Genomic DNA, 13264 nt, shown 5'->3' with positions numbered 1-13264 from the left:
GTCGATAACTTCAGGCCGACAGCGATGCAGCAAAGGCATCGAGGAAGGCACGATTTTCTTCCGGCGTACTGACCGTGATACGCAAACAATTGGCCAGCACACCGTGCATTTTACTCACATTTTTAATTAATACCTTGCGAGACAGCAGTTTCGCGTAGGCATCATCGGAATTTGGCACCCGAATCAAGATAAAATTCGCCGCCGACGGGAAAACCTCCACGCCGGGCAGAGCGGCCATAGCGGCTGCCAGATCGGCGCGTGCGGCGCGCAAAGCACTGGCCTGCTGGTTCAGCACCTCCACATGCTCGAGCGCGAATTCGGCCGCAATCTGGGTCAATACGTTGATGTTGTAAGGAGGCCGCACTTTGTCCAGTTCAGCCAGCAGTTGCGGCGCGGCCGACATATAACCGAGGCGGATACCGGCCAGCCCCAGCTTGGACACCGTGCGCATCACCACCAGATTCGGGAACTCGGGCAGGCGGCCCATGAAGGTGTCGCTGGCGAACGGTTCGTAGGCTTCATCGACGATGGCCAGACCGAAACCGTCCAATGCGCGGATGATGGCGACGATGTCGTCGGCGCCGAACAGATTGCCGGTCGGGTTATTCGGGTAGGACAGGAACACCAGCGCAGGGCGGTGTTTGGCGATGGCCGCCAGCATGGCCGGCAAGTCCAGCGTCAGGTCGGCTTTGAGCGGTACGCCCACATAGTCCATGCCGGCAAACTGGGCCGAGCGCTGGTACATCACGAACGATGGCGTGGGTGCTACCACCACGGCACGCCGTTCCTGCTGGGCGCAGGCCATGCACAAAATCGAGATCAGTTCATCCGAGCCATTACCCAGCATGACGTCGTAGCCGGCCAGTACGCCCAGCGTTTCGCGCACGCGCTGCTTGAGGGTGGCATAAGAAGCAACGGGGTAACGATTCAGGCTGGCTTCGGCCAGCCGCGCGCCCAGTTGCTGGCGCAGCGCATGCGGGAGCTCGTAAGGGTTCTCCATCGCATCCAGTTTGATAAAGCCACTGGCATCGGCAACGTGGTAGCTCTGGATGGAGCGCACGTCGGAGCGGATAGTGGTGTTAATCAGGGTGTCGATGGGGGACATCTTGCAAGGGCTCCTTAGCTATGAGTTGGCAGAACTTCGTTTAACGACGGGCTTGCGCGTACGCGGCGCAGATTTTTTCTTGCTGGCGGCAGCCCGCACGGCCACCGGCTCGGGCAGCGCGGTAGAGGTAGCGGTAGCGCTGGCGGTCAGTGCGGCATCGGCTAGCTGCTGTTCGCGCGCCAGCCGTTCGCCGATGATGGCGCAGTAATCGGGATTGAGTTCGAAACCGACGAAATGGCGGCCGCAGCGCTTGGCGGCGATCGCCGTGGTGCCGCTGCCCATGAATAGATCGAGCACCACGCCTTCAGGCGGGCAGGAGGCCTTCACCATGCGCTCGATGATTTCCAGCGGCTTCTGGGTTGGATGGTCGGCCCGCTCGGGATGCTCGCGGTGCAGCCGCGATACGCTCCACAGGTCTTTCGGGTTGTAGCCCACTTCCAGCCATTTGGCACCCACGAAGATCGAGCGCGAACGGGCTTTCTTGGTCTCGGCATCGTAGGGAATGCGCACGGCATCGAGATCGAAGTAGTAATCCTTGCGGCGTACGAAAAAGCCGATCGTGTCATGCACCGACGAAAAGCTGCGCACGCTGCCGCCCATGGACGGCACGCGTCTATCCCAGATGATTTCGTTCATCATGGTCATGCGCTGTTTCAGCAGCACGAAGATCTCGGGCGAAAAACGCCACGTGAGGAAGATGTACAGGCTGCCGTTAGGCTTGAGCTTGGGCAGGGCCGCATCGATCCACTGCTCGGTCCAGCGCAGATAGTCTTCCACCGTCTGGCTGTCGGAGTCGTTGCCGTAATCCTTGCCCAAATTGTAGGGCGGATCGGTCAGAATCAGATCGATGGCACCATCGGGGATGCGCGCCAGCCCTGCTAGCGCATCCTCGCAAAATACCTGATCGATCCAGCCGGCTGCCGTCATGGTGGGGCAGCTTATTTCAGACGCAGTTCGGCGCTGCGAGCATGCGCCTGCAAGCCTTCGCCGTAGGCCAGTTCGGCGGCCACCTTGCCCAGCGTCTGGGCGCCGGCTTCGCTGACGTGGATCAGCGAGGAACGCTTCTGGAAGTCGTACACACCGAGTGGCGACGAGAAGCGCGCCGTGCGCGAAGTGGGCAGCACGTGATTCGGGCCGCAGCAGTAATCGCCCAGCGATTCGGACGAATAACGGCCGAGGAACATGGCGCCCGCGTGGCGGATCTGGTCAGCCCAGCGCTGCGGATCTTCGGCCGAAATTTCCAGGTGTTCGGCCGCGATCGAGTTGGCGATCGCGCAGGCTTCGGCCATGTCAGCCACCTTGATCAGCGCGCCGCGATCAGTCAGCGAAGTGCGGATCACATCGGCACGCGGCATGGCCGGCAGCAGCTTATTGATGCTCGCTTCCACCTTGGCGATGTAGTCGGCGTCAGGGCACAGCAGTATCGATTGCGCCAGTTCGTCGTGCTCGGCCTGCGAGAACAGATCCATCGCTACCCAGTCCGGATCGGTCGTGCCGTCGCAGATGATCAGAATTTCGGAAGGGCCGGCAATCATGTCGATGCCGACGATGCCGAACACGCGGCGCTTGGCAGCGGCCACATAGGCATTGCCGGGGCCGACGATCTTGTCGACCGGACTAATGGTTTCCGTTCCGTAGGCCAGTGCACCGACTGCCTGTGCGCCGCCGATGGTAATCACGCGGGTCACGCCGGCAATTGCCGCAGCGGCCAGCACCATCTGGTTCTTCACGCCATCCGGCGTCGGCACCACCATGATGATTTCCTGAACACCGGCCACGTGGGCCGGAATCGCGTTCATCAGCACCGAGGAAGGATAGGCAGCTTTACCGCCCGGCACATAGATGCCTACGCGGTCCAGCGGCGTAATCACCTGACCCAGCACCGTGCCATCGGCTTCGGTGTAACGGAAGCCTTGCAATTCCTGCTTCTGGCGTTCGTGGAAGGCGCGGATGCGCTGCGCTGCCGTTTCCAGTGCGCTGCGCTGGGCCGCAGGAATGGCAGCCAGTGCCGCCTGCAGTTCGGCCGTGCCGATATCGAAGGCGGCCATGCTGGCTGCGCCGCCGTTAGGGATGCGGTCGAACCGGTTAGTGTATTCCAGCACGGCGGCATCGCCGCGCGCTTTCACATCGGCGAGGATGCCGGCCACGGCACGCTCGATGGCTTCATCGGTACTCGCTTCAAATGCCAGCAGGGCATCCAGCGACTTTTTGAAATCTACTTGGCTTGAATCTAGCTTGCTAATCTGAATCGACATGATGAATGTGCTTTATTTTTTGGAGGCGCGTTCGAAGGCCTCGATAATCGGTTGCAAGCGCTCGCGCTTGAGCTTGAGGGCCGCCTGATTCACGATCAGACGCGAGGAAATGTCCATGATGGCTTCCACTTCCTTGAGGTCGTTGGCACGCAGCGTATTGCCGGTGCTGACCACGTCGACGATGGCGTCCGACAGGCCCACCAGCGGCGCCAGTTCCATCGAACCATACAGCTTGATCAGGTCGACGTGCACGCCCTTCTTGGCGAAGTGCTCGCGCGCGGTCTGCACAAACTTGGTGGCCACGCGCAGACGCGCACCCTGACGTACGGCCGTCTCGTAGTCGAAGCCGTTGCGCACGGCCACCGACATGCGGCAGGCCGCGATATTCAGATCGATAGGCTGGTACAGGCCTTCACCACCATGCTCGAGCAGCACGTCCTTGCCGGCTACGCCGAAATCGGCCGCGCCATGCTGCACATAGGTCGGCACGTCGGTAGCGCGCACGATGATCACGCGCACATCCGGGTCATTGGTGGACAGAATCAGCTTGCGCGAAGTCTCCGGGTTTTCGGTCACGGTGATGCCTGCTGCTTCCAGCAAGGGCAGGGTGTCCTCGAAAATACGTCCCTTCGACAGCGCCAGTATCAGCTGCGAGTTGGCCTGAAATCCGCTCATGGTTCTTCCTAATTGGGTTCTTATTTGATGCGCTTGATGTCCGCGCCCACTGCCGACAGCTTGACTTCCATCTGGTCGTAGCCACGGTCGAGGTGATAGATGCGGTCGATCAGCGTTTCGCCACGCGCAGCCAGCGCTGCAATCACCAGCGAAGCGGAAGCACGCAGGTCGGTCGCCATCACAGGCGCGCCTACCAGTTGCTCGACGCCTTTGATGAAGGCCGTATTGCCGTCCGTCTCGATGGACGCGCCCAGACGGTTCATCTCCTGCACGTGCATGAAGCGGTTTTCGAAAATCGTTTCCGTCACGCGGCTGGCGCCATCGGCGATGGTATTCACCGCCATGAACTGCGCCTGCATATCGGTCGGGAAGCCCGGATATTCGGTGGTGCGGAAGGTCACAGGGTGCGGGCGCTGGTCCATCTGCGCACGGATCCAGTTATCGCCTATCGTCAGTTGCAGGCCGATTTCGCGCAGCTTGTCCAGCGCAGCATCCATGATGTCGACGCGGGTATTGCGGATGGTGATGTCGCCACCCGTTGCCGCCACGGCGCACAGGAAGGTCGCCGCTTCGATACGGTCGGAAATCACGGCATGTTTGGCGCCATGCAGTTCGCTCACGCCCTGTATGGTCAGGCGGTTGCTGCCTATGCCTTCGATCTTCGCGCCCATCGCTACCAGCAGGTTGGCGAGGTCGGTCACTTCCGGCTCGCAGGCTGCGTTCTCGAGGATGGTTTCACCTTCGGCCAGCGTGGCGGCCATCAGCAGGTTTTCCGTACCCGTCACGGTAATCATGTCAGTGACGATGCGCGCGCCTTTGAGCTTGGCGCACTTGGCGTAGATGTAGCCGCCTTCGATGGTGATCTCGGCACCCATGGCCTGCAGGCCTTTGATGTGCTGGTCGACCGGACGCGAACCGATGGCGCAGCCGCCCGGCAGCGAGACCTTGGCCGAACCGAAACGGGCCAGCAGCGGGCCCAGTACCAGAATCGAGGCACGCATGGTTTTCACCAGCTCGTACGGCGCTTCCAGCTTGTCGATGGCGCTGCCGTTCAGCGTCACGCGGTCGCCATCCTGCTGCACTTTCAGGCCGGTCTGGCCCAGCAGCTTGAGGATGGTGGCCACATCGTGCAGATGCGGCACGTTGCTCAGTTCTACGTCACCGGAAGTCAGCAGACCGGCGCACAGGATAGGCAGGGCAGCGTTCTTGGCGCCGGAAATGGTGATCTCGCCTTGCAGGCGGTTACCGCCTTGAATCAGCAGCTTGTCCATACTTATCCTTGGTATTCTTCAGGGGTCAGGGTTTTCATCGACAGCGCGTGGATTTCTTCACGCATGCGGTCGCCCAGCGCGGCATACACCAGCTGGTGACGCTGCACCATGCGCTTGCCGGCAAAGGCCGGCGAAACGATCAGTGCCTGAAAGTGCTGGCCGTCGCCTTCCACTTCCAGATGGGTGCATTCGAGACCGGCGCTCAGGTAGCTATGGATCAGTTCCGGGGTAGTAGTCATGATGATGTCCTTGTAGATTGGGTGCTTAGTGGCGCAGTCGGTAACCGCTTTGCAGCAAACGGATCGCCAGCAAAGCCAGCGCCACGAGGAAGGCCGCGACGATGCTCACGCTGACTAGCGGATTGACGTCGGACTGGCCGAAGAAACCGTAACGGAAGCCGTCTATCATGTAGAAGAACGGATTCAGGTGCGACACCGTGAGCCAGAACGGTGGCAGCGAATGGATGGAATAGAACACGCCGGACAGGAAGGTCAGCGGCATGATCAGGAAGTTCTGGAATGCAGCCAGCTGGTCGAATTTCTCCGCCCAGATACCGGCGATCAGACCCATGGTGCCGAGGATGGCAGCACCGAGCAGCGCAAACACGATGATCCACAGTGGCGCCGTAAACGACAGATGGGCGAACCACGCCGTGACGATGAATACGCCGGCACCGACCACGATACCGCGCACCATGGCCGCGATCACGTAGGCCGAGAAAATCTCCCAGTGCGACAATGGCGTCAGCAGCACGAACACCAGATTACCCGTGATCTTGGACTGGATCAGCGACGACGACGCATTCGCAAACGCATTCTGCAGCACGCTCATCATCACCAGCCCCGGAATCAGGAAGGCGGTGTAACTGACATCGCTGTACACCGTCACGCGGCCTTCCAGCACATGACCGAAGATCAGCAGGTACAGCATGGCCGTCAGTATCGGCGCGGCGATGGTCTGGGTAGCCACCTTCCAGAAACGCAGGGTCTCCTTGTACACCAGCGTGCGGAACCCGATAGACATCAAACTCATACGCTCCCCTTGTCCATAATCTGCAGGAAGATGTCTTCCAGATCGGCCTGCTGTAGCTGCATTTCATCGAGCTGCGCGCCGCTCTCGCGCAGGCGCGCAAGAATAGGTTCGACTTCGGCATAATCATTGATGCGCAGGCTGTACTTGCGGCCCTCGTCGCTCAGCTCGGGATGGCTGACCAGATGGCGCAGATCGGCCGGCAGTTCGCCTTCGCGCAGATTGAGCACCAGTTGCGAGCCGGAGATGCGGCGGATCAGCGCGGCCATGCTGTCGAGCGCCACCACCTTGCCCAGTTTGAGCATGGCCACGCGCTTGCACATGGCTTGCGCCTCTTCCAGATAGTGGGTGGTCAGCACCACCGTGTGGCCTTCGCGGTTCAGGCGCGTGATGAACTGCCACAGGGTCTGGCGCAGTTCCACGTCGACCCCGGCGGTCGGCTCGTCGAGCACGATCACGGGCGGCTTGTGCACCAGCGCCTGCGCCACCAGCACACGGCGCTTCATGCCGCCGGACAGCGCACGCATATTGGTATCGGCCTTGTTGGTCAGATCGAGGTTGTGCATGACCTCGTCGATCCACGCGTCGTTGTTCGGCAGGCCAAAGTAGCCGGACTGCAGGCGCAGCGTTTCGCGCACCGTGAAAAAGGGATCGAATACCAGCTCCTGCGGCACCACGCCGAGCTTCTTGCGTGCAGCCCGGAAATCGCCCGTCACGTCGTGGCCGTGGATGGTGACCTTGCCCGCATCGGGGCGGATCAGGCCGGCGATGATGGAAATCAGTGTGGTTTTACCGGCACCGTTAGGGCCTAGCAGACCGAAAAATTCGCCTTCTTCGATCGTCAGGGACACGCCACCTAGCGCCTGGAGCGACTTGTAGCGCTTCTCGACATTCGTTATTTGGATCGCTGTCATGCTTGGTTTTCAGTAAAGTGCAGTAAGGTGCGGCGGCTTTAATCCGGCGCGAGCTGCCCGAGGGCGGGGACTACTGGGAAAGCCACGGCACTTCGGCTGCGGCAACCTTCAATTATAGGGGAAATTGACGGGAACCGAGCCAGAGCGCTAGTTTCTGGCCGGATTCCATAAGGCGGGGGTCAATGATGATGCTGTGGTTCGGGGCTGGCGCCCACTTTCAGCTTGGCCGTGTCGGGCTGGCCCGTCACGGCGTGGAACTCTTCATGCAATGGGTTGGCGGGCGCAGCCTCGCCCGGCTCCAGCGTAACCGAGGTAGGGAACAGCAGCGAGCACACGCCATACAGCTTGGTCAGGCTTTGCAGGGCCGGCGGCAGATTTTTCAGTTCCAGCGTCAGGCCCGCATCCTGCGCTGCCTTTTCCCATGCGAGCAGCACGGAAACGGCTGCCGAATCCACCGTCAGCACATAGCGCAGGTCGAACACCGTCTGGCCAGCCTTGAGGGCGGCCAGACCGCGCTCGAGCACCGCCGTGGCGTTCTGCACGTTCAGAGTGGTGACCGATTTGAAATCGTCGATGGCTTCGGCAACAGCAGTGGACATGGCAGTCAGTCTTATTTAGCGACAGGTTTCAGTGGTTTGTTGGCCAGCTTCTTGTTCTTCTCGGTCAGCGCCTTGATCAGGCCATCCATGCCGCCCTTGTTGATTTCCGAAGCAAACGTACCCTTGTAGGTTTCCACCAGCCAGGCGCCCAGCACGTTGATATCGTAGATTTTCCAGCCGGTCGACGATTTGGCCACACGGTAGTTCAGCGGAATCGGCTCGCCGCGCGCAACGTTCACTTGCGAACGCACTTCCACTTCCGTGTCGGTCGGATCGGCACGCAGCGGCTTGAACTCGATGGTTTCATCCTTGATCTGCGAAAGCGCACCGGAATAGGTGAAGATCAGCAGCGTGCGGAACTGTTCCGACAGGGCTTTCTGCTGCTCGGGCGAAGCGTCGCGCCAGAAGCGGCCCGCTGCCAGTGCCGTCATGCGCTGGAAGTCCACATACGGCAGGATCTTGTTTTCCACCAGATCCATGACCTTTTTCTGGTCGCCCGCCTGGATCGCCTTGTCCGTCTTGGCGATTTCGATCACTTCCTGGCTGATACGCTTCACCAGCGCGTCGGGTGCTTCGTTGGCCGGTACGGCCGCCTGTGCCATGGTCGCCGCGAAAGTCAGGCCCGCTGCGGCGATAAGTTGTTTAATAAAAGTCATGTTTTTTACCTATGAAGTGTTCTTCGGGTTCACGGGCTGACAGAAGTTGCAGCCAGAGCACCAGAGTTTACCTCTTTTGGCGTGGGCGCGTCGGACGCCGCAGCAGTTTTTTCCTCGGTAGCAACAGATTCGCTGGCCGGTACTGCCTCGTAAGCCGACTCGTCATTCTTACGTTTGCGCTTGGGCGCATTGTCGTCGTCCGGATGGATCAGGCTTTCGCGGCGCTGCAGGAAGCTGTCGCGGATGAACTCGTAGCGATCCAGTGCCGCATCTTCCAGCAGCGTGGAGGCGTCGAGCAGGCCGGCGCGCTGGTCGACCACGCGCAGGGCCGTACCCGTGTTGCGGATATACGTAGGTTCTTTGTAGCGCCAGATATCGCCCGTGATGTCGACAGGCAGGGCCGCCGTATCACGCACGGTGGAAGGGCCCAGCAGCGGCAGCATCAGGTAGGGACCGGAGGGCACGCCCCAGGTGCCCAGCGTCTGGCCGAAATCTTCCTTGTGCTTGGGCAAGCCCGCTTCCGAAGCAATGTCGAACAGGCCGACGATGCCCAGTGTAGAGTTCAGCGCAAAGCGGGTCACATCGGATAGGCCGGCTTCGCCTTTACCCTGCAGCAGATTGTTCACGCCCGTCCACGCATCGGCCAGATTGCCGAAGAAATTATTCACGCCCGTCTGCACGAACGATGGCAGTACCGTGTGATAAGCCGTGGCGGCCGGTTTCAGCGCATAGGTATCGACCGTGTCATTGAAAGTGAACATGGCACGGTTGAAGTTCTCGTACGGATCGCGCGGGTTGGGACCGGCACAGCCAGCCAGCAGCAAGGTCAGACCCAGCGCCAGTGCGGCGCGGGCGGGCACGGCGGATTTCGCAACGGTCAGGCTCATTTACTGTCCTTTCCTTCAGCAGCTTTGCTGTAAATAAACTGGTTGATCAGGTCTTCCAGTACGGCGGCCGACTGGGTGCGGGCGATCTTGTCGCCAGCCACCAGATTGTTCATGTCGCCACCTGCTTCGATGCCCACATACTGCTCGCCCAGCAGACCCGAGGTCAGAATCTTGGCCGAGCTATCTTTCGGGAACTTGTAAGTTTCTTCCATATTCAGCGTCACCAGCGCCTGATAGCTCTTGTCGTCGAAACGGATCTCGCCCACGCGGCCCACCACCACACCGGCAGCCTTGATCGGCGCTTGCGGACGCAGGCTGCCGATGTTGTCGAATTTGGCCGTGACCGGATAGACCTTGGCGAAAGACATGGATCCCATGTTGCCGGCTTTCAGTGCCAGGAACATCAGAGCGGCCACGCCGACGACGATGAACAGACCGACCCAGACATCCAGAGATTTACGTTGCATAGTGATTCCTTCGTTACATTATCTTGTTTGCTTGCGGCTTATTTGCTGAACATCAGCGCCGTCATCATGAAATCCAGCCACCAGATCATCAGCGACGAGATCACTACCGTACGGGTGGTGGCACGGGCCACATCTTCCGGCGTAGGCTGGGCCTCGTAACCCTGATACAGGGCGATAAAGGTGATGGCGATGCCGAACACCACGCTCTTGGCGAAACCGTTGTAGATATCTTTCCAGATATCCACACCATCCTGCATCTGCGACCAGAACGCGCCGTTATCGACCCCGATCAGCTGCACACCGACCAGATAGCCGCCGAACACGCCCACGGCGCTGAACACGGAAGCCAGCAGCGGCACGGAAATCACGCCGGCCCAGAAACGGGGGGCCAGCACGCGCTGGATAGGGTTCACCGCCATCATTTCCATGGCCGACAGCTGTTCGCCCGCCTTCATCAGGCCGATTTCGGCAGTCAGCGAAGTACCGGCCCGGCCGGCAAACAGCAGCGCCGTAATCACGGGACCCAGCTCGCGGCTCAGGCCCAGTGCCACCAGCAGGCCCAGCGACTGTTCCGCGCCGTATTTATTCAGCGTGTAATAACCCTGCAGCCCCAGCACCATGCCTACGAACAGGCCGGACAGGGTAATGATCAGCATCGAATAATTGCCGATGAAGTGCAGTTGCTCGACGATCAGGCTAGGCCGCTTGAGCAGGCCCGGCGACACTTTCAGCACATTCAGGAAGGTACGGGTGCCGTAGCCTATGCTCTCGATGAAGTCGCGCAGGGTCGCGCCCAGCCTGGATAAACCGTTGTGTATTCTCATGCCTGTGCTCCCAGACCCAGATCATCGGCCAGCGATTTACCCGGGTAGTGGAAGGGCACCGGTCCATCCGCTTCGGCATTGACGAACTGCTTCACGTACGGATCGGTCGACACCATCATTTCGTGCGGCGTACCGTGGGCGACGATCTTGCCTTGGGATAAGAAATAAACATAATCAGCGATGGCGAAGCACTCTTTCACATCGTGCGACACCAGCACCGTGGTGGAACCGAGCGCCGTATTCAGGTTGCGGATCAGATTGGCGGTCACGCCCATCGAGATCGGGTCCAGACCGGCAAACGGTTCGTCATACATAATCAGTTCCGGATCGAGCGCGATGGAACGGGCCAGCGCTACCCGGCGCGCCATCCCACCCGATATCTCGCCCGGCTTGAGTTTGGCCGCATTGCGCAGCCCTACCGCGTGCAGCTTCATCAGCACCAGATTACGGATCAGCTCTTCCGGCAGATCGGTATGCTCGCGCAGGGGGAAGGCCACGTTTTCGAAAACGGTCAGGTCGGTAAACAGGGCGCCATGCTGGAACAGCATGCCCATTTTGCGACGCAACAGATACAGACCGGCAGTATTTAACTTATGCACGATCTCACCGTGCACTTTGACATGGCCGCGCTGGGGCCGCAACTGGCCGCCGATCAAGCGCAGGACAGTGGTCTTGCCGCTACCGGAACCGCCCATGACGGCGACCACTTTTCCACGCGGGAAGTCCATCTGCAAGCCCGAAAGAATCGCGCGCTTCCCGTATGCAAAGTGTAAATCACGGATTTCGACAAGATTGGACACGTCAGAACTCATTGTTTTTAATGCCGTATTGTAGTTCAGAAAGGAGTAAGTCTGCTGACGCACCCCTGAACGGGCTGGCGAGGCCCACCAAATGGCAGATAATACAACACTAATGAATCTCAAGTCAGCAATTTACACCTGACATCAAATGTTACATTGCTGCACCGCACTAGAGCGCTGCGTCAGCAGCCCTATGCTGACGATACCGAGCATGGAATATTGTGAGAAATACCAGCGCAGAATAAAAAAAACCGGTGGCTGCGGGGATCACCCGTACACCACCGGTGGGAACGAAGCGGTAAAGTCTTGCTAATTAGCGCGGCAGTACCGAACCACCCATCAGGAACTCGTCAACCGCACGGGCGCACTGGCGACCCTCGCGGATCGCCCACACCACCAGCGACTGGCCGCGGCGTACGTCGCCGGCAGCAAATACTTTAGGCACATTGGTCTGGTAGCAGCCGTTGCCGTCAGTGCTGGCTTTGGCGTTACCACGTGCATCTTTGTCTACACCGAAGGCTTCCAGCACATTCGCCACTGGCGACACAAAGCCCATGGCCAGCAGGACCAGATCGGCCTTCATTTCGAACTCGGAACCTTCGACTTCCGTCATCTTGCCGTCTTTCCACTCGACGCGGCAGGCGATCAGCTTCTCGACTTTGCCGCCCTTGCCTTCCAGACGCTTGGTCGCCACCGCCCAGTCACGCGAGCAGCCTTCGTCGTGCGACGAGGAAGTGCGCAGCTTGGTTGGCCAGTAAGGCCACACCAGCGGCTTGTTTTCCTGCTCAGGCGGCATAGGCATCAGTTCGAACTGGGTCACCGAGGCGGCGCCATGACGGTTGGAGGTACCCACGCAGTCGGAACCCGTGTCGCCGCCGCCGATCACCACCACGTGCTTGCCGGTGGCCTTGATCTGGTCTTTCACCTTGTCGCCCGCATTGACCTTGTTCTGCTGGGGCAGGAAGTCCATGGCGAAGTGCACGCCTTTCAGTTCGCGGCCCGGTACCGGCAGGTCACGCGGCTGTTCGGCACCACCGGCCAGCACCACGGCGTCGAAATCTTTTTCCAGATCTTCCGGGAAAATGGTTTCCTTGGCCCAGTTGTTGACGTTGGCCGGGAAGTCTTTACCCACCAGCACGCTGGTGCGGAACACCACGCCTTCGGCCTGCATCTGCTCGACACGGCGGTCGATATGCGATTTTTCCAGCTTGAAGTCAGGGATGCCGTAACGCAGCAGACCACCCACGCGGTCGCTTTTTTCGAACACGGTCACGGCGTGACCGGCACGGGCCAGTTGCTGGGCAGCGGCCAGACCGGCAGGACCGGAACCGACCACGGCCACTTTCTTGCCAGTTTTAACTTCGGCAACCTGTGGCGTCACCCAGCCATGTTCCCAGCCTTCGTCGATGATCTTGTGCTCGATCGACTTGATACCCACCGGTGCTTCATGAATGCCCAGCGTACAGGCCGCCTCGCACGGCGCCGGGCAGATGCGACCGGTGAACTCAGGGAAGTTATTGGTCGAGTGCAGAGTTTCCAGCGCTTCGCGGTAGTTACCGCGATACACCAGATCATTCCAGTCAGGGATGATGTTGTTGACCGGGCAGCCGTTGTTGCAGAACGGGATGCCGCAGTCCATGCAGCGTGCGCCCTGAATGGTAGCCTGTTCCTTGGTCAGCGGAATGACAAATTCAGCATAGTTTTTCAGGCGCGTAGCAGGTGGCAGATAGCCTTCGTCCTGACGCTGGAATTCCATAAAGCCGGTGATTTTACCCACGATAG

Annotated in this window: 15 protein-coding genes; all 15 read right to left on the bottom strand. The window is 60.0% G+C overall.

Annotated features, from left to right (window positions below):
* Positions 1 to 10: 10 nt before the first annotated feature.
* The 15 genes from hisC to GM655_RS16300 all read right to left on the bottom strand — a co-directional run bounded on the left by hisC (position 11) and on the right by GM655_RS16300 (position 13259).
* Positions 11 to 1105 (bottom strand): histidinol-phosphate transaminase, encoded by a 1095-nt coding sequence (hisC, locus tag GM655_RS16370; protein ID WP_155435742.1) that lies wholly within the window; start codon positions 1103 to 1105, stop codon positions 11 to 13.
* Between the two features lie 18 nt (positions 1106 to 1123).
* Entirely contained in the window at positions 1124 to 2032 is a 909-nt protein-coding gene (locus GM655_RS16365; RefSeq protein WP_229632599.1) for a DNA-methyltransferase, read from the bottom strand.
* A gap of 11 nt (positions 2033 to 2043) precedes the next feature.
* On the bottom strand, positions 2044 to 3360 hold the full coding sequence (gene hisD, locus GM655_RS16360; protein ID WP_155435741.1) for a histidinol dehydrogenase: 1317 nt from the start codon (positions 3358 to 3360) through the stop codon (positions 2044 to 2046).
* 12 nt (positions 3361 to 3372) lie between these two features.
* Positions 3373 to 4035: an ATP phosphoribosyltransferase gene (gene hisG / locus GM655_RS16355; protein ID WP_155435740.1), complete on the bottom strand. Its 663-nt coding sequence runs from the start codon at positions 4033 to 4035 to the stop codon at positions 3373 to 3375.
* A 20-nt stretch (positions 4036 to 4055) separates the two neighbouring features.
* Positions 4056 to 5306, bottom strand: coding sequence for a UDP-N-acetylglucosamine 1-carboxyvinyltransferase (gene murA, locus GM655_RS16350; protein WP_155435739.1), 1251 nt, complete (start codon positions 5304 to 5306; stop codon positions 4056 to 4058).
* A 2-nt stretch (positions 5307 to 5308) separates the two neighbouring features.
* The gene (locus GM655_RS16345) at positions 5309 to 5545 is read right to left on the bottom strand and encodes a BolA family protein (protein WP_155435738.1); all 237 of its coding nucleotides are present in this window, start codon (positions 5543 to 5545) and stop codon (positions 5309 to 5311) included.
* Positions 5546 to 5570: 25 nt separating this feature from the next.
* Positions 5571 to 6338 carry an ABC transporter permease gene (locus GM655_RS16340; RefSeq protein ID WP_155435737.1) on the bottom strand — a complete coding sequence of 256 codons (768 nt, stop codon included), beginning with the start codon at positions 6336 to 6338 and terminating at the stop codon, positions 5571 to 5573.
* Entirely contained in the window at positions 6335 to 7249 is a 915-nt protein-coding gene (locus GM655_RS16335; RefSeq protein ID WP_155435736.1) for an ABC transporter ATP-binding protein, read from the bottom strand. The genes GM655_RS16340 and GM655_RS16335 overlap by 4 nt, the downstream gene beginning before the upstream one ends.
* 179 nt (positions 7250 to 7428) lie before the next feature.
* Positions 7429 to 7848, bottom strand: a complete 420-nt coding sequence (locus tag GM655_RS16330; protein WP_155435735.1) for an STAS domain-containing protein — start codon at positions 7846 to 7848, stop codon at positions 7429 to 7431.
* Positions 7849 to 7859: 11 nt separating this feature from the next.
* Positions 7860 to 8504, bottom strand: coding sequence for an MlaC/ttg2D family ABC transporter substrate-binding protein (locus tag GM655_RS16325; protein ID WP_155435734.1), 645 nt, complete (start codon positions 8502 to 8504; stop codon positions 7860 to 7862).
* A 29-nt stretch (positions 8505 to 8533) separates the two neighbouring features.
* Entirely contained in the window at positions 8534 to 9391 is an 858-nt protein-coding gene (locus GM655_RS16320; RefSeq protein WP_155435733.1) for an MlaA family lipoprotein, read from the bottom strand.
* Positions 9388 to 9858: an outer membrane lipid asymmetry maintenance protein MlaD gene (gene mlaD / locus GM655_RS16315; protein WP_155435732.1), complete on the bottom strand. Its 471-nt coding sequence runs from the start codon at positions 9856 to 9858 to the stop codon at positions 9388 to 9390. Before mlaD ends, GM655_RS16320 begins: the two co-directional genes overlap by 4 nt.
* 38 nt (positions 9859 to 9896) lie before the next feature.
* Complete coding sequence (mlaE, locus tag GM655_RS16310) at positions 9897 to 10682, bottom strand: lipid asymmetry maintenance ABC transporter permease subunit MlaE (RefSeq protein ID WP_155435731.1); 786 nt, start codon at positions 10680 to 10682, stop codon at positions 9897 to 9899.
* The gene (locus tag GM655_RS16305) at positions 10679 to 11482 is read right to left on the bottom strand and encodes an ABC transporter ATP-binding protein (protein ID WP_161035733.1); all 804 of its coding nucleotides are present in this window, start codon (positions 11480 to 11482) and stop codon (positions 10679 to 10681) included. The genes mlaE and GM655_RS16305 overlap by 4 nt, the downstream gene beginning before the upstream one ends.
* 313 nt (positions 11483 to 11795) lie before the next feature.
* Positions 11796 to 13259, bottom strand: a complete 1464-nt coding sequence (locus GM655_RS16300) for a glutamate synthase subunit beta (protein ID WP_371866858.1) — start codon at positions 13257 to 13259, stop codon at positions 11796 to 11798.
* Positions 13260 to 13264 lie beyond the last annotated feature (5 nt).

The sequence above is a fragment of the Pseudoduganella danionis genome (genome assembly GCF_009720775.1).
Lineage (GTDB): Bacteria > Pseudomonadota > Gammaproteobacteria > Burkholderiales > Burkholderiaceae_D > Rugamonas > Rugamonas danionis.
The sequence above is the reverse complement of the archived record's forward strand: the minus strand, read 5'-3'. Positions and strand labels throughout refer to the sequence as shown.